Annotated in this window: 12 protein-coding genes; 5 read left to right on the forward strand and 7 right to left on the reverse strand. The window is 69.3% G+C overall.

Annotation, left to right across the window (positions count from 1 at the left end; translation table 11 throughout):
- Nucleotides 1-211: 211 nt before the first annotated feature.
- The 5 genes from JHB91_RS06520 (at nucleotide 212) to JHB91_RS06540 (ending at nucleotide 5699) form a co-directional block, all read left to right on the forward strand.
- Nucleotides 212-1078 (forward strand): transporter associated domain-containing protein, encoded by an 867-nt coding sequence (locus JHB91_RS06520; protein WP_199375184.1) that lies wholly within the window; start codon nucleotides 212-214, stop codon nucleotides 1076-1078.
- The gene (locus JHB91_RS06525; RefSeq protein WP_199472159.1) at nucleotides 1068-2270 is read left to right on the forward strand and encodes a DUF4105 domain-containing protein; all 1203 of its coding nucleotides are present in this window, start codon (nucleotides 1068-1070) and stop codon (nucleotides 2268-2270) included. Before JHB91_RS06520 ends, JHB91_RS06525 begins: the two co-directional genes overlap by 11 nt.
- A gap of 7 nt (nucleotides 2271-2277) precedes the next feature.
- On the forward strand, nucleotides 2278-3276 hold the full coding sequence (locus JHB91_RS06530) for a magnesium and cobalt transport protein CorA (protein ID WP_199375182.1): 999 nt from the start codon (nucleotides 2278-2280) through the stop codon (nucleotides 3274-3276).
- A 123-nt stretch (nucleotides 3277-3399) separates the two neighbouring features.
- Entirely contained in the window at nucleotides 3400-5475 is a 2076-nt protein-coding gene (locus JHB91_RS06535; protein WP_199472160.1) for a carbon starvation CstA family protein, read from the forward strand.
- The gene (locus tag JHB91_RS06540; protein WP_199472161.1) at nucleotides 5475-5699 is read left to right on the forward strand and encodes a CstA-like transporter-associated (seleno)protein; all 225 of its coding nucleotides are present in this window, start codon (nucleotides 5475-5477) and stop codon (nucleotides 5697-5699) included. The genes JHB91_RS06535 and JHB91_RS06540 overlap by 1 nt, the downstream gene beginning before the upstream one ends.
- Here JHB91_RS06540 and JHB91_RS06545 read toward each other — a convergent pair.
- From JHB91_RS06545 to JHB91_RS06575, 7 genes are all read right to left on the reverse strand, one after another.
- Nucleotides 5666-7630, reverse strand: coding sequence for a hypothetical protein (locus JHB91_RS06545; protein WP_199472162.1), 1965 nt, complete (start codon nucleotides 7628-7630; stop codon nucleotides 5666-5668). The genes JHB91_RS06540 and JHB91_RS06545 overlap by 34 nt on opposite strands.
- Nucleotides 7620-8354 (reverse strand): class I SAM-dependent methyltransferase, encoded by a 735-nt coding sequence (locus JHB91_RS14105; protein WP_199472163.1) that lies wholly within the window; start codon nucleotides 8352-8354, stop codon nucleotides 7620-7622. Before JHB91_RS14105 ends, JHB91_RS06545 begins: the two co-directional genes overlap by 11 nt.
- Nucleotides 8351-9553, reverse strand: coding sequence for a glycosyltransferase family 2 protein (locus JHB91_RS06555; RefSeq protein ID WP_199472164.1), 1203 nt, complete (start codon nucleotides 9551-9553; stop codon nucleotides 8351-8353). Before JHB91_RS06555 ends, JHB91_RS14105 begins: the two co-directional genes overlap by 4 nt.
- Nucleotides 9550-10803, reverse strand: coding sequence for a DUF819 family protein (locus JHB91_RS06560; protein ID WP_199472678.1), 1254 nt, complete (start codon nucleotides 10801-10803; stop codon nucleotides 9550-9552). The genes JHB91_RS06555 and JHB91_RS06560 overlap by 4 nt, the downstream gene beginning before the upstream one ends.
- Nucleotides 10804-10876: 73 nt before the next feature.
- Nucleotides 10877-12940, reverse strand: a complete 2064-nt coding sequence (locus JHB91_RS06565; RefSeq protein WP_199472165.1) for a S9 family peptidase — start codon at nucleotides 12938-12940, stop codon at nucleotides 10877-10879.
- Between the two features lie 118 nt (nucleotides 12941-13058).
- Nucleotides 13059-15026, reverse strand: a complete 1968-nt coding sequence (locus JHB91_RS06570) for an oligopeptide transporter, OPT family (RefSeq protein ID WP_199472166.1) — start codon at nucleotides 15024-15026, stop codon at nucleotides 13059-13061.
- A 76-nt stretch (nucleotides 15027-15102) separates the two neighbouring features.
- Nucleotides 15103-17073 carry a S9 family peptidase gene (locus tag JHB91_RS06575; protein WP_199472167.1) on the reverse strand — a complete coding sequence of 657 codons (1971 nt, stop codon included), beginning with the start codon at nucleotides 17071-17073 and terminating at the stop codon, nucleotides 15103-15105.
- Nucleotides 17074-17132 lie beyond the last annotated feature (59 nt).

Consider the following 17132-nt stretch of genomic DNA (forward strand, 5'->3'; position numbering starts at 1 on the left):
GGCGGGCGGATCGCGGTCGCGTCCTGCGACATGTCCAGCATGTGCACCGCGCCTGGCATCTGCCGTCGGCTGACGCCACGCCGCGTCACCAGCCAAGCGTGCCGCCCGGTATCGGTGCTTTCCCCTGCCAACGCGCCTTCGCGGCCGCCACGCCCCGGACGGGGTAAACTGCGGTGGCCGCCCCTCCCCCCGGGGCGACGATGCGAGCGAGATGTCCGAGGACGACAGTAGTCAAAGCCACGCGCCGGACCACCCGGAGCGGCGGCGCAGCTGGCTGGAACGCCTGAGTTGGGCGATTTCCGGCGATCCCAGTTCACGCGACGACCTGGTCGAGTTGCTGCGCGACGCGCAGGCCAACGGCCTGATCGAATCCGACACCCTGCGGATGATGGAAGGCGCGATCTCCGTGTCCGACATGACCGTCGGGGACGTGATGGTGTCGCGTGCGCAGATGGTCGCGCTGCCGGTGGCGGCGCCCTTCCTGGAGCTGCTGAAGCAGGTGGTGGAATCCGGCCACTCGCGCTTCCCGGTGCACGGCGACGACAAGGACGAGATCCTCGGGATCCTGCTGGCCAAGGACCTGCTGCGCGGCGTGGTTGCCGACAACGGCCCCGGCACGGTGCGCGAACTGCTGCGTCCCGCCGTGCTGATCCCCGAATCCAAGAAGCTCAACGTGCTGCTGCGCGAGTTCCGCCAGTCGCGCAACCACATGGCGATCGTGATCGACGAATACGGCGGCGTGGCGGGTCTGTTGACCATCGAGGACGTGCTGGAGGAGATCGTCGGCGAGATCGACGACGAGCACGACGACGCCGAAGACCCGGAGGCGCTGATCGCCGCACAGGCCGATGGCCAGTACGTAGTCGACGCGCTGACCCCGATCAGCGATTTCAACAGCCGCTTCGGCGCGGATTTCGACGATGACGAGTACGACACCGTCGGCGGCCTGGTCACAGCGGCCATCGGCCACCTGCCCGAAGCCGGCGAAGAGCTGACGCTCGGCCGCTTCTCGTTCCGCGTCGCCAGCGCCGACGCCCGCCGCCTGCACGCCCTGCACGTCGCGATCCATGCCGAATAACCCGCAGCACCCCGGGCGCCGCTGGTCGCTGGCGCTCGTCCTGCTCCTGCTGTTGTGTGCCTTCTGTGCGACTGCGGTGGCGGCGCCACGCATCGGCGTGGCCACCATGCAGCCTGGCGAAGTCTTCTTCGAGCGTTTCGGCCACAACGCGATCGTGGTCGACGACCCGGCAGCCGGGCCGCCGATCTCCTACAACTTCGGCTTCTTCGACCCCGACGAGCCGGACTTCGTGGCGCGGTTCGTGCGCGGCGACATGCGCTACCGGCTGGCCGCGCTGCCGCTCGCCGACGACCTCGCCTATTACCGCGATGTCGGACGCGGCGTGTCGATCCAGTGGCTCGACCTCGACAACACCGCGGCCACCGCCCTCGCCGCCCGCCTCGCCGACAACGCGCGCCCCGAGAACGCGCACTACGCCTACGACTACTTCACCGACAACTGCTCGACGCGGGTACGCGACGCGCTCGACACCAGCCTTGGCGGCGCGCTGCGCCGGCAGATGCAGGGCCGCTCGCAGGGCAACACCTTCCGCAGTGAAGCCGTGCGCCTGGCGCGCCCCGCGCCGTGGATGGCGCTGGGCTTCGACCTCGGCCTCGGGCCGGCGTCCGACCGCCCGAACGCGCTCTGGGAAGACGCCTTCGTGCCGATGCGCCTGGCGAGCGCGCTGCGCGACATGCGCCATGCCGATGGCCGCCCGCTGGTGGCGTCCGAAGAGGCGCTGCTGCCGCACCGCATCGCGCCCGAGCCGGAGCCGCGCCGGGTGGCGTGGATCCCGTGGCTGGTCGCCGGGCTGGTGCTGGCGGCGCTCGCCTGGTCGCAGCGCCGGCGCCCCGGCGTCGTGGCGTGGGCGGCGATCGCGACGTGGCTGGCGTGCGCGCTGCTCGGCGGGCTGATGCTGTACCTCTGGCTGGGCACGGCGCACCGCTTTGCGTGGGCCAACCACAACCTGATCCTGTTCAATCCGCTGTGCCTGCTGTTGCTGCCGGGCGCCTGGCGCATCGCCCGCGGCGGTGACGGCGGCGCGGTGTTCCGCGTACTGCTTGCGGGCATCGGCGTCCTGGTACTGCTGTCGCCGTTCCTGCTGTGGATGCCGCTGCAGTCGCAGCGCAACGGCCACTGGATCGCGCTGATGCTGCCGCTGCAGCTGGCGCTGGCCGCGGTGCTCTGGCGCCCGCGGCGAACAGGCGCATGATGCGGCCATGACCGCCCCCGCCCCGCCCCTTCCCGCCTGCGTCGTCAACTGCGCCGCCTACGACCGCGAAGGCCGGCGGCGGAACATCAGCCTCGACGAAATCAGCGACGTCCTCGGCGTCGACGACGGGAGCTTTGTCTGGGTGGGGTTGTTCGAGCCTGACGAGGCGGTGCTGGCCAAGCTGCAGGAGGAGTTCGACCTGCACGCGCTTGCGGTCGAGGACGCACACCACGCCCACCAGCGCCCGAAGCTCGAAGCCTACGGCGACTCGCTGTTCGTGGCCGCCAACACCGCGCAGGTGGTCGACGAGCGCATCCGCTATGGCGAAACCCACGCTTTCCTGGGCGCGCGCTACCTGGTGACCGTGCGCCATGGCGCATCGGTGTCCTATGCCCCGGCCCGGGCGCGCGTGGAGCGCAATCCCGGGCTGCTCGCGCTGGGGCCCGGCTTCGCGCTGTACGCGGTGCTCGATGCCATCGTCGACGACTACGTGCCGATCGTGGACGAATTCAAGGCCACCCTGCTGGCGCTGGAGCAGGACATCTTCCGCGACACGTTCCACCGCGGCATCGTGCGCCGGCTGTACGACCTCAAGCGCGAGCTGACCTACATGCGCGTCGCGCTCACGCCCATGCAGGACGTGCTTTCGCAGCTGCTGCGCAGCAACACCCTGCTGCTGCACGACGAGATCCGCCTTTACCTGCGCGATGTCCTGGACCATTCGGTGCGCATCAACGACAGCATCGACATGCTGCGCGACATGCTGGGCACCGCGCTGAGCGTCAACCAGGCGCTGGTGACGCTTGCCCAGGGCGAGGTGGTGAAGCGCCTGGCCGGCTGGGCTGCGCTGCTGGCCGCGCCCACGCTGATCGCCAGCTGGTACGGCATGAACTTCGTGCACATGCCGGAGCTCGCCGGCCGCTGGAGCTATCCGGTGCTGGTGGGCGTGGTGGTCGTGGTGGTGGCCGCGCTGTACGCGTACCTGCGCAAGGTGCGCTGGCTCTGAATACGGCCTGCGGCCTGCTACCAAAGTCTTAGACCGCATTTTCCCGCATTGCAGCACCTGCGATTGACCGCGCCGGGCCATGGGTAGAACCTTGGCGGAGCCGGCACACAGACGGGGAATCGCATGAAAGGTGGACTCGGGAAGGTGGCATGGGCGGCGCTCGCCCTGCTTGGCGCGTTCTGCCTTGGCACCGTGGCCCTGCGCCGCGGCGAACCGATCAACGCGCTGTGGATCGTGGTCGCGGCGGTGTCGATCTATCTGGTTGCCTACCGTTTCTACGGGCTGTACATCGCCGACAAGGTGCTGGGCCTGGACCCGACGCGCGCGACGCCTGCGATCCGCCGCAACGACGGCCTCGACTTCGTCCCGACCAACAAGCACGTGCTGTTCGGTCACCACTTCGCCGCGATCGCAGGCGCGGGCCCGCTGGTCGGGCCGGTGCTGGCGGCGCAGATGGGCTACCTGCCCGGCACGCTCTGGCTGATCGCCGGCGTGGTGCTGGCCGGCGCGGTGCAGGACTTCATGGTGCTGGTGGTATCCAGCCGCCGCGACGCGCGTTCGCTCGGCGACCTGGTGCGCGAGGAGATGGGCCAGGTGCCGGGCACCATCGCGCTGTTCGGTGCGTTCCTGATCATGATCATCATCCTCGCGGTGCTGGCGATGATCGTGGTGAAGGCGCTGGAAGGCAGCCCATGGGGCATGTTCACCGTCATCGCCACCATCCCGATCGCGATCATGATGGGCGTCTACATGCGCTACGTGCGCCCGGGAAAGATCGGCGAGATCTCGGTGGTGGGCATCATCCTGCTGGTCGGCGCGATCTGGATGGGCGGCAAGGTCGGCGCGCACCCCACATGGGGCCCGGCGTTCACCTTCACCGGCACGCAGATCACCTGGATGCTGATCGGTTACGGCTTCGTGGCCGCTGTGCTGCCGGTGTGGCTGCTGCTGGCGCCGCGCGACTACCTGTCGACGTTCCTCAAGATCGGCACGATCCTCGGCCTGGCGATCGGCATCTTCATCGTCATGCCGGAGCTGCGCATGCCGGCGCTGACCCAGTTCACCGACGGCACCGGCCCGGTGTGGAAGGGCAGCATGTTCCCATTCCTGTTCATCACCATCGCCTGCGGCGCGGTGTCGGGCTTCCACGCGCTGATCGCCTCGGGCACCACGCCCAAGCTGCTCGCCAACGAGGGTCACGCACGCTACATCGGCTACGGCGGCATGCTGATGGAATCGTTCGTGGCGATCATGGCGATGGTGGCGGCATCGGTGATCGACCCCGGCGTGTACTTCGCCATGAACAGCCCGGCCGCGATCATCGGCACCGACCCGGTGGCGGTGGCGGAAATGGTGTCCAGCTGGGGCTTCGTGGTCACGCCCGACGTGCTGGTCGCGACCGCCGCCGACATCGGCGAGAACTCGATCCTGTCGCGCGCCGGCGGCGCGCCGACGCTGGCGGTGGGCATCGCGCAGATCTTCCATGCGGTGATCCCGGGCGAGGGCATGATGGCGTTCTGGTACCACTTCGCCATCCTGTTCGAAGCGCTGTTCATCCTCACCGCGGTCGATGCCGGCACGCGCGCCGGGCGCTTCATGCTGCAGGACCTGCTGGGCAACTTCGTGCCGGTGATGCGCAAGACCGAATCGTGGGGGCCGAACCTCATCGCCACCGCCGGCTGCGTCGCGCTGTGGGGCTACTTCCTCTACCAGGGCGTGAACGATCCGCTGGGCGGCATCAACATGCTGTGGCCGCTGTTCGGCATCGCCAACCAGATGCTCGCCGGCATCGCGCTGATGCTGTGCACGGTGGTGCTGTTCAAGATGAAGAAGGACCGCTATGCGTGGGTGTCGATCGTGCCGACCGTGTGGCTGCTGCTGTGCACGCTGACCGCCGGCTGGATCAAGATCTTCGACCCCACCCCTGCGGTCGGCTTCATGGCCCAGGCCAACAAGTACCGCGATGCGCTGGCGGCGGGCGAGCTGATCGCGCCATCCAAGGACTTCGGCGGCATGCAGCAGATCATGATCAACAACTACGTCAACGCCGGGCTCACCGTGCTGTTCATGCTGGTGGTGGTGGCGGTGCTCGTGTACTCGATTGGTGCAATCCTCAAGGCGCGGCGCAGCGAGGCGCGCACCGATCGCGAGACACCGTATGTCGCGCTGACGCCCGAACAGCAGAAGATGTGGCTCTGATGGCCGGCGCGCTGGTCCCGCTCGAGTACTACGCGACGCACCGGCGTGTGTGGCGCAGGCTGGTGCAGACCGCGCGCCTCTGCTGCGGCATCCCGGACTACGACAACTACGTGCGCCACATGCTGGAGACGCACCCGGAACGCGACGTCATGGACTATCCGACGTTCTTCCGCGAGCGCCAGGATGCGCGCTACGGCGGGCGCGGCGGGTTCCGCTGCTGCTGAGCGGGCCCGTCCCCGCCCAGCGATGCAAGCGAGGCAATGGCTGCCAGCACTGCCAGCGGGAACGCCGGCTGCAGGTAATCGACGCGGATCGCGGCGAAGGCCGACATGTCCACCAGCGCCAGCAGCCCCACTCGTGCGGCCACCAGGCACCAGGCGACCGCCGCCAGCAGATATAGAGGCACCACCCGCCTGCTGCGCACCGCACTCAGCGTTGCCCACAGGAATGCCAGCAGGCCGGCGATGGCCAGCCACGGCAGGACGTACTCGTGCACGCGCCAGACGACATGCCGGGCGGCGCGCGGCCACGCGTCCTCGCGCGCGGCGCGTGGGATGCCCTCGAACACCGTGTCGATGTTCAGCGTGCCGGAACCCAGGTTCGCGGCCCTCGGTGCCGCGGCGAGTGCCATGAGCGGGACGGAAGCCCCACCCGTGGTGGCTTCGAACGCGCAGCCTTCGAGGGCCGGCAGCACGACGTTGAAGCGGTTCATGCGCGCAGCTGGATCGCCGAAATGCAGCGCGATGTCCGGGCTCGGCTGGCGCGTGACCTCGACGCGCCCGTCCTCGCCGGCGCAGCGCACCGCAAGCCAGCCCGGCCGGGTGTCGTGGAACCAGCCGACCACCTGCACGCCCAGCGCGTCGGCCGGGTCGCGCACCGGCGGACTTCCGACAAAGCGCCACATCGCGCGCACGCCGCTGGCCGCCGTGTCGCTTGGCGGCTGCCCGCCACCGACCCCCTGCCAGGTGAGCAGCGTGATGGCCTTGGCGACGCGGGCCGGCAGGGTGCTCCACTGCGCCTGGTCCACCGGCGGGATGCTGGCGGCGAGCCGGCTCGTGCACGCAAGCCGCCCGTCGTCGCAGGCCGCGTCCACTTCATCTGCGACCTGCCGGAAATAGGCGTCGGCGGCGGGCGCGGACCGGTACTCGCCGATCGACGCGGCAGCCGCGCGGAGTGCCCAGAGGAACCAGCCGCCGCTGTAATCGCTGCACGCATGCGGAGGTAACCGGCAGGCATCGCCACCGCGCTGCGCGGGGTCTTCGAGATAGGGCCGCAGGCGCGCAAATGCCGGACTGGCGACGTAGACCGCTTCCCTCACGCGTTCCGGCACGGGTACCTGGGCGACGGGGGGCCCGACCCTCACCCGCTGCAGCGTCGACAGCGCGTCGCGGTACGACGTCGCCCGGGTGTCGACCGTTGTGAACACGCCGTACTGGACCAGGTTGGCGCCGGCCACCAGCGACAGCCAGGCAGCGAAGGCCAGCACCATGAGTCCCAGCCCCACGCCGAGGCGCCGGCGGCCGGCCCGCTCGCGCCAGGCGGCCGCGGCATGCGCGAGAAGCAGCAGCGCGACGCCCGGCAGCACCCAGATCCCGTCCTCGCGCGTGGACCACAGCCATGCGAACGCGAACCCGGCAAGCAACGCCCATCGCCATCCGCGCTTGCCGGCGCGCGGGGCGTACAGGAAGTACAGCAGGCAGGCGAGCGCGATCAGGATCTGCGCGCCGCCGATGTTGTCGCGGATCACCCGGTTCCAGCCCAGCGCCGCCGGATGCCCCTGCAGGGCGAGCACCAGCAGCATCGCCAGCAGCGGTCGCCCGCTCATGCGGTACACAGCTCCACCCAGCAGCAGGCAGGCCAGGGCGTAGAGCACGGCCTGCATCGTCGTCGCGGGCAGGCCGAGGACGTGGCTGGCGGCAAGGAACAGGGGATAGCCCGAACCCTTGATCAGGGTCATGTGGTCGAATGCGCCGAACCACCGCCCGGCCGCGATGCTTTCCGCGCGCTGCCAGAACCACGCATCGTCATAGCTGGCACCAGCCAGGATCGAGACCGGCAGGTGGTGGACCAGGGCAATGAACAGGAGAGACGACAGCGCGAGGGCGACCGCGATGCCTCGCGCTCGCCAGGCGTCGATGCCAGGCCTAGCCGGCATGCGCGCCGTCTCCGCGCGGCGCGGCCATCAGCGTCGCCTGCGGCCGTCGCGCGACCAGCAGCAGGTTGCTGGGCCATCCGAGGAGCGCCACGCTGTCGATCCGCCACTCCGGCAGCCGCGCCTGCGCGCAGGCGTCGTCGAGTTCACGGCGGCCGAGCAGGTTGAGGTTCTCCTCGCGCGACAGCTCGCGATGCCCGAGGCGCCGCAGCAGCGCGCGGAACCACGGCTTCGGCAGCCAGTGCACGACCGGCAGCACGGTGTGGAACTCGACGGGGAACCAGCGGTTGGGCGTGGTGAGGAAGACGCCTTTCCTGGAGACGCGGTGCAGTTCGGCGACGAACCGTGCCTGCTCCTGCGCCGACCCGACGTGCTCCAGGACCGCGCTCGAATGCACCCAGTCGAAGCTCGCATCGGGGAACGGCAGGTCCTTGCCGTCGCCGCGTACGAACGTCATGCCCGGGTACACATCTTCCAGGAACGATGCGTCGTCGATCCCGCACGCCGTGATCAGGTCCTTGCGCGGGTGCCACGCCTCCAGGTAGTTGGACGCCAGCTGTGCGCGGTCGCTGGTCACGCCGACGTCGAGGATGCGGTCATCGTCGGCCACGCCGGCGGCCATGAAACGCGCGTACATCTTGCGCCGCATGTGGGTGGACACGCGATCGGTGAGCCCGCCACCGCGCGCCGCGTTGTACTGCGCGCCGATGCGCCGCTCGCGGCTCACCTGGGCGCGTCCGGCAGGCGCAGCGCCTCCAGGAAAAACGCCGCCAGGCCGACCTGGCCGCCCACGCCCATCAGCGTGACCGAGGGGATCACCCAGCGCATGGTGGCACTCGGGTCGAGCACGCCGAAGTCGCGCGCCGCCCACAGGTAGACGGCATGGAGCGACATCGCGATCCCGGCGAGGAACATCAGCGCCGCGGCGACCAGGCAGCGCTCGAGCGTGAACGCCGACAGCAGCCCCCTGCCCCGGCCATCGGCCGGCAACCAGCCGTGGCGGATGCCCATCGACGTGGTCAGCACGGCAAACAGCAGCATCTGCACGCCGAGCACGATGGCAGCGCCCGCGTAGGACAGGGTGTGCACGTCCAGGTTCAAGGCGCCGATGCTCACGCTGCGCACGCCGATGACGGCCATTGCCGCGCCACCCACCGCCACCAGCACGGAACCCGGCAGCAGGAACAGCCAGCGCGGGCTGTGCACCAGCAGGAAGCGCAGGTGCCGCCAGCCGTCGCGCCAGGTCCGCAGGTGCGGTGGCCGCGAACGCCCGTCGGGCCGCAGCGTGGTCGGCACCTCGCTGATGCGACACCCGGCGAGCGATGCCTTGACGACCATCTCGCTCGCGAATTCCATCCCCGGTGCCACCAGCCCGAGCGCGGCGATGCGGTCGCGGTTGAAGCCGCGCAGCCCGCAGTGGAAGTCGCGCACCTGCACGCCGTAGAACAGCCTTCCCAGGAAACTGAGCACGGGATTGCCCAGGTAGCGGTGCAGGAACGGCATTGCACCGGGCGCGATGCCGCCGCGGAAACGATTGCCGATCACCAGGTCGCTGCCCGCGCGGAGCGCATCGAGGAACGCATCCAGGCGCGAAAAGTCGTACGACGCGTCGGCGTCGCCCATCACCACGTAGCGCCCCCGCGCCGCGCCAATCCCGGCCGCAAGCGCCGCGCCATAGCCGCGCTGCGCCACATCGACCACGCGCGCGCCTTCGCGCTCGGCGATCCGCTGCGAGCCGTCGGTGCTGCCGTTGTCCGCCACCAGCACTTCGCCGCGCACGCCGGACGCGGACAGGTACGCGCGTGCCATGCGGATGCATGCCGCGAGCGTCTCCGCCTCGTCGAGGCAGGGCATGAGGATGGTGAGCTCCAGCGACGCCGCTGCCGCCGAACCGCCGTCCACGTCCGGCAGCGGCCCGTGGTTCATGCGCCCGCCATCGCCCGCAGGGTGATGCCGACGATGTAGGCCAGCACGGTTCCCGTCGCATAGCCCAGCGCACCCAGCAGCGCACCGACCGGGGCCAGCGAGGGATGGAACACCGAGGCGACCACCGGCGCCGAAGCCGGGCCGCCGATGTTGCTCTGCGAGCCCATCGCGAAGTAGAAGAACGGCACCCGCAGCAGCTTCGCCAGCCCCCACAGCAGCGCGATGTGCACCAGGATCCAGATCAGCCCGAGCGCGAACAGCCACGGCCGGTCGGCGAGCGCGAGGATATCCATCTGCATGCCGATGCAGGCGATCAGGTAGTACAGGAACAGCGTGCCGATCTTCGAAGCACCCGCGCCGTCCAGCGTGCGCGCGCGGGTGAAGCTCAGGCCCAGGCCGATGAACGTCGACAGCACCACCACCCACACGAACGGCTCGTGCAGGCTGGCCGTGCGCGCCCACGACACGTTGGCGCCGAACCACGCCGACGCGGGCCCCGCGATCGCATGCGACAGGCCGACCGCGCCGAACGCGACGCCGACGATGATCATCAGGTCGGAGAGGCTGGCGACGCGCTCATGCTCCTTCTGGTAGTCCTCCAGCCGCGTCTTGAGCGACTCGATCGCAGCCGTGTCGGCACCGCTGCGCGCGTCGATTGCATCGGCGCGACCGGCGAGGAAGATCAGCACCGCCATCCACACGTAGCCGACGCCGACGTCGATGACCACGAACTGGCCGAACGTGGTCTCGTCGACCGCGAACACCTCCTTCATCGCCATCATGTTCGCGCCGCCGCCGATCCAGCTGCCGGCGAGCGCGGCCATGCCGCCCCAGGTGTCGCCGGCGACGGTTTCCGGATGCAGCACGCCCATCAACCAGAATGCGGCGAACGCACCGAGCATGACGCTGACGGATGCCGCCGCGTACATCGCCAGCAGCTTCGGCCCCAGGCGCAGCACGCCCTTCAGGTCGATGGTCAGGGTCAGCAGCACCAGCGCCGCCGGCAGCAGCACGCGGCTCGCCACAGGGTTGTAGAGGCTGCTGTTGGCACCGTCGATCAGCCCGACGCTGTTGTAGATGCCGGGGATGAAGTAGCACAGCAGCAGCGCCGGCACGTAGGTGTAGAACTTCTTCCAGGGTCCGCTTTCACGCGACGCGGTCCAGAACACCGCGCCCAGGGTTGCCGCGATCAGTCCGAACAGCACGATGTCGTTGCTGATCAATGCCGTCGCCGGTGCAGAGGGGTCCATCGCCATCGGTACCTCGGTCTGTTGCGCACGCGCGTCCGCGGCCGGCGAAAGCCGGCCGCGCGCATGAGGTGGGTCAGTCGCCGATGTGCTGCTTGAGCCAGGCGTTGACGGTGTCGTGCCAGAGCACGCTGTTCTGCGGCTTCAGCACCCAGTGGTTCTCGTCCGGGAAGTACAGCAGCTGCGACGCGATGCCCTGGCGCTGCAGGGCGGTGAACGTCGACAGGCTCTGGTCGAGGGGCACGCGGAAGTCGTTCTGGCCGGCCACCACCAGCATCGGCACGCGCCACTTGTCGATGTGCCGCGCGGGGTTGTAGCGCTCGTAGGCCTCGGGCTTCTCGAACACGGTGCCGCCGTTCTCCCACTCGCTGAACCACAGTTCCTCGGTCACCAGGCCCATCGAACGGGTGTCGAACACGCCGTTGTGGTTGACCAGGCACTTCCACGGCGCGTTCCACTGGCTTGCGATCCAGTTGACCATGTAGCCGCCGTAGCTGGCGCCCAGTGCGCAGGCATTGTCGCCGTCGAGGAAGCCGTACTGCTTCTGTGCCGCGGCCCAGCCCTTCTGCAGGTCGACCAGCGGCGCATCGCCCCAGTCGCCGCTGATGGCATCGGTGAACGCCTGGCCGTAGCCGGTGGACCCGTGGAAGTCGATCATGACCACGGCATAGCCCTGGCCGGCATAGGTCTGCGGGTTCCAGCGGTAGCTCCAGCCGTTGCCGAAGCTGCCCTGCGGCCCGCCATGGATCAGGAACGCGACCGGATAGGTCTTGCCTTCCTCGAAGTTCCACGGCTTGACCACGTAGCCGTGCACGGTCGCGCCCTTGGCGCCCTTGAACGAGAACTGCTCGTAGGCGCCGAAGTCGACGCCCGGCAGGCGCTCGGTGGCGGTCGGCGTGATGGCGCGCAGCGCCTGCGCATCCAGCGTGGTGGTGTAGATCACGTCGCCGGTCGCGATGGTGTTGCGGCCGATGGCCAAGGTGTCACCGGCGAGAGCGAACGACGACACCGTGCCATCGCCCACCAGCTTCGCGACGTCGCCGCTGGCCACGTCGATGCGGAACAGCGGGTAGTCGCCGGTGTCCTGTGCGGCCACGTAGAGCGTGCGACCATCGGCGGAAGGCACCAGCTGGCTCGGCGAGCGGTCCCAGTCGGGCGCGATCTCGCGGCGCTCGCCGCTGGCCAGGTCGAGAGCCATCAGCGCGTAGCGGTCGGCCTCGAATCCCGGGCGCTTCATGGCGCGGTAGAACAGGGTCTTGCCGTCGGCGCTGAACACCGGGCCGGCATCCCAGGCGGGGTTGTCGGCGGTGAGGTTGACCGGCGCCGCCTGGCCGTCGACGGCCAGACGATAGAGGTCGAAGTTGGTGGTCCACGGCTCCTCGCGGCCCGCGACCTTGACGCTGGCCACGACGCTGCCGCCGTCGGGCGCCCAGCTGTAATCCTCGGCGCCGCCGAACGGCTTGCCGGGGACGTCGCCATCGAGCGCGCCGCTGATGGCCACCGCGGTCGCGACCGGGCCGGCCTTGCCGGTCGGCAGGTCGGCCACGAAGAGGCGGTTGCGGCGGCCGTCGTTCCACGTGTCCCAGTGGCGCACGAACAGCTGGTCGTAGAGCACGCCGGACGTCTTGGCCGCCTTGCGCTCGTCGAGGCGCTTCTGCGTGCAGGCGAAATCGGCCGCGCAGTCGCCGAAGGTGTCGGCGCTGAACGCGATGCGGCGGCCGTCGGGTGACACGTGGTAGGTGCCGACGTCGAGCGCGAAACCGGTGAGCTGGCGCGGCGCGCCGCCGTCCAGGCCGATCGCGTACAGCTGCTGCGACCCGTTCTTCGCGCTCAGGAAGTACACGGTGGCGCCATCCGGCGAGAAGCCCGGCGAATTGACGTTCCAGCCCTCGGGCGTGAGCCGCCGCGGCGGCGCGTTGTCACGCGTCACCAGATTGCGCGCGTACAGCGCCGTGGTCGACGTGTTGGCGGCCAGGTCGACCGAACGCTGCGCGAACACCAGCTGCGTGCCGTTGGGCGACAGCGTGGGCGAGGACACGCGATCGAGCGCGACCAGGTCGCGAGCCTCGAGCCCGCGGGCGTCGGCCACCACCGGCAACGCGGCCAGCAGGCACAGGGGCAACAGGGCGGTTCGCAGCATGGATCGGGACTCCGGAACGGAAAGGCCCGATGGTAGGCGGCGGCGGCGGCCGGCGCAAAGGCCGGACGTCGCACGCCGCGCGCACCCGTGCGGCCTGGCGCGCACCCGCCGGTGCCAGTCAGACGGGTCCGGGCTCCACCGGCGCGGCCGCGGTGTCCTGCCTGGCGCCGCTGCGGTAGAGCAGCCAGGCCACCACCGCCAGCACCGCCAGCCCCACCCACTGGTTGAAGTGCAGCGCCTCGGACACCGCCAGCACGTCCGCGCGCTCCGTGACCACGATAGGCACTGCGATGGCGATGCCCATCAGCGCCTCGCCGGTGATCAGGCCGGCGGCGAACAGCGTGCCCGGGCGGTGGATCCTGTCGCGCGCCGCCTCGTCGTGCGGATGCACGCCGTGCTTGTTCTCCACCAGCCAGGCCAGCACGCCGCCGAGGAAGATCGGCACCATCAGCTCGATCGGCAGGTAGATGCCGATGGCTGCCGCCAGCACCGGCACGCGGAAGGTCGAGGCGCGCGACTTCAGCCATTCGTCGAAGGCGATGATCGCCGCGCCGACGCCAGCGCCGATCGCGATCATGTCCCAGGGCAGCTCGCCGCCGAACATGCCCTTGGCCACCGAGGCCATCAGCGTGGCCTGCGGCGCGGCCAGCGACTGCGGCTGCTCCGGCGTGGGCGCGCCGATGCCGTAGGCCTGCGCCAGCAGGTTGAGCACCGGCGCCATGATCAGCGCGCAGGAAAACGCACCGATGCCGAGCATCAGCTGCTGCTTCCACGGCGTCGCGCCGACGATGTAACCGGCCTTGAGGTCCTGCAGGTTGTCGCCACCGACCGCCGCCGCGCAGCACACCACCGCGCCGATCATGATCGCCGCCACCGCGCCGACCGGCGAGTCGCGGCCAAGCAGGATCACCAGCACCGCCGCCGCGAACAGGATGGTGGCGATGGTGATGCCCGAGACCGGGTTGTTCGACGAACCCACCAGGCCCGCCAGGTACGCCGACACCGACACGAACAGGAAGCCGGCCACGATCATGATGATCGTCATCGGCACGCTGACGAACCAGTTGCCGACGATGGCCTGGTACAGCAACAGCAGCGGGATCACGAACAGCAGCAGCGCGATCAGCATCCACTTCATCGGCAGGTCGCGGTCGGTTTCGGCCACCGCCTCGCCACTGCCCTTGCGCGCGGCGGCGATGCCGCTCTTCACGCCCGACAGCAGCGACTTGCGCAGCGAGAACAGCGTCCAGATGCCGCCGATCAGCATCGCGCCGACGCCGAGGTAGCGGATCTTGGTCGACCAGATGGCGCCGGCCGCGTCAGCCGCCGATGCGCCCGCGAGCTGCGCGGCCAGCACCGGGTCGCTGCCCAGGAAGAACGCGTGGTAGATCGGGATCGCGATGTTCCAGGACAGGATCGCGCCCGACAGCACCACGATGCCGATGTTGAGGCCCACGATGTAGCCCACGCCCAGCAGCGCCGGCGACAGGTTGGTGCCCATGTAGCCCAGGTATTTGCCCATGAAGCCCGACGCCACCGCGTTGTCCGGGATCATGCGCATGCCGCTCTCGGCGGCGACCTTGACCAGGGCGCCGATGCCCGCGGCCATGGCGAGGATCCTGAGCCCCGGCCCCGGGTTCTCGCCGGCCTTGAGCACCTCGGCCGCGGCCTTGCCCTCGGGGAACGGCAGTGGATCCTCGACGATCATCGTGCGCCGCAGCGGCACCGAGAACAGCACGCCGAGCAGGCCGCCGAGGCCGGCGATCGCCAGCACCCACCAGTATTCGAATGTGTCCCAGTAGCCGAGGATGATCAGCGCCGGAATGGTGAAGATCACGCCCGCCGCGATCGACGAACCGGCGGAGGCGCCGGTCTGCACGATGTTGTTCTCGAGGATCGTGCCGCCACCGAGCAGGCGCAGCACGCCCATCGACACCACCGCCGCCGGGATCGCGGTGGCGATGGTCAGGCCCGCGAACAGGCCCAGGTAGGCGTTGGCGGCCGACAGCACCACGGCGAGGATGATCGCCAGAAGCACCGCGCGGAAGGTCAACTGCGGGACGGCCCCGTGCTTGTGTTCGCCCATCTGGCTGGATTCTCCATGCGAAGTCCTGCCACGCTACTAGGTGCACCGGTTCGGCGTCCAGCGGCGTCCAGCGGCGTCACTCCGCCGTTGCCACGTCCCTGCCTTCGCCGATATGCCTGTCGAGGAACGCCAACAGCCGCTCGTAGAATTCCCGGCGATGCGCCTGGACGTAGAACCCGTGACCTTCGGACTTGTAGTAGAGCGTTTCCACCGGCACGCCCGCTTGCTTCAGCGCACGCTCCATCAGCCTGGAATGTTCGATGGGCGCACGCTCGTCCTCGCCACCGGCGGCAAGGAACACCGGGACCTTGATCCTGTCGGCGAGGCGGCTCGGCGAGACCGCCGCGAGCGACTCCGGGTCACCTATCCATTCGCGCAGGTAGGTCTCGCCGGAACCGCGCCGCTGCATGTCGCCACGCGCGTGCATCATCGGCAGGTCGTAGACGCCGATGTAGCCCACCGCGCATCTGTAGAGGTCAGGCTCCTTGGCCGCACCCATGAGTGCCGCATAGCCGCCGTAGCTCGCGCCGTAGATGCAGATGCGGGCGGGGTCGGCAATGCCCTGCTGGACAGCCCAGCGGGTCGCGTCGGTGAGGTCGTCCTGCATCTTGCCGCCCCACTCGCGCGCGCCGGCCTGTTCAAACGCGCGACCGTGGTTGCCGGAACCGCGGAAGTTGATGCGCAGCACCGCGTAGCCCGCCGCGGCCAGCAACTGGCTGCCGTCGTGGAACTGCCACTCTTCATGGATGCCGAACGGACCGCCATGCGGCAGCACCACCATCGGCAGCGCGTTCCCTTCGGAACCCGGCGGCAACGTCACGTAGCCCGTGAGCCGCAGGCCATCCCGGCTGGCCAGCGTGATCGGCCTGGACTCGGCCATCGCGGCGGGATCCAGCCATTCGCGCCGGCTGATGATGCGCGCGGCGTCCTTCTTTACGGTATCGAACAGGAAGTAGTCACCCGGGTTCCGGTCGCTCACCACGCGCACAAGCGTGTAGCGGCCGTCCCGGGTCTTCGAGGTGATGATCGGCGACTCGCCCGGGAAAGCCGCTTCGAGGCCGCGGTACTGCCGCGCATCGGCGCTTTGGGCGTCGAAGAATTCCGTGCGTGGCTTGCCGTCCAGGTAAAGCGCGCCGACCGGCTCATGCGTGGCAATGCTGTAGATGATCTCTTCCGGGTCGTGCACGTCGTCCACCAGGAGCGTCTTGCGCTCCGCGGTGGCAACGTCGTAACTGACGATCCGGTCCGGCCCGGTCGGATGCTCCGCCTGCAGGAACAGTTTGCTGCCGTCATCGGAGAATCCCAGCGGGAACTCGATCCGCTGGCTGGTGGCTTCGTCGTTGAGCAGCTTCCATTCATCGCCGCTGCCGCTGCGCAGGTAGAGCTTGGAGACATTGTCGATACCTGCCCCGATGACGGCCCGTACCTGGCCCGCCTTGTCGGCCACGAAGGTGCCGCGCGGCACCGGGGCAAGTGCCACACGCACGCGCCGCCCGCTGTAGATGTCGAGGCGCTCGGCGGTCGTGAACGGGTCCTCGGTGAACTTCTGCACCGAGATCAGTACTTCCCTGGGATTGTCCAGCAACGGATCGACGAGGAACGCGGCGACATGCTCCATCTTCCGGGGCTTGATGTTGCTGCCGGTCTCCTTGACCTGGAGACTCTGGCCCACCAGGATCTCCGCGCCCTTGCCATCCGCGCTCACCGCGTACAGGTCGCCGGTGAGGCGGGGCGCGTCGTGTGCGCCGATCTTTTCCGAACCGCTGAACACGAGGCGGTCGTCGGTCGCCCACCAGAAGCCGGCGACATGCCTGTTCCGGCCCAGGTTCGCACCGCCCACGGGCTTGTGGTCGGACCGCTGGAGGATCACGAGCACGGTGCGGTCTTCCAGCGGAACCGTCGCGGCCAGGTACTCACCCGTCGGGGAGATCTTGATCTGGTGGAACGCGTCGGTGCGGACGAAGGCGTCGAGGTCGACGGCCGTCGCCGGCATGCACACGAACAACAGGGCGACCGCAACCACGGCCGTCTTCACGAATCGAATCATTGTTTCCCCCGATTTTTTTTCATCTTGCGCGCTTCCATGCGTACGCCCGGCCGCTCCAC

Source organism: Luteimonas sp. MC1828 (assembly GCF_016461615.1).
Taxonomy (GTDB): Bacteria; Pseudomonadota; Gammaproteobacteria; order Xanthomonadales; family Xanthomonadaceae; genus Luteimonas.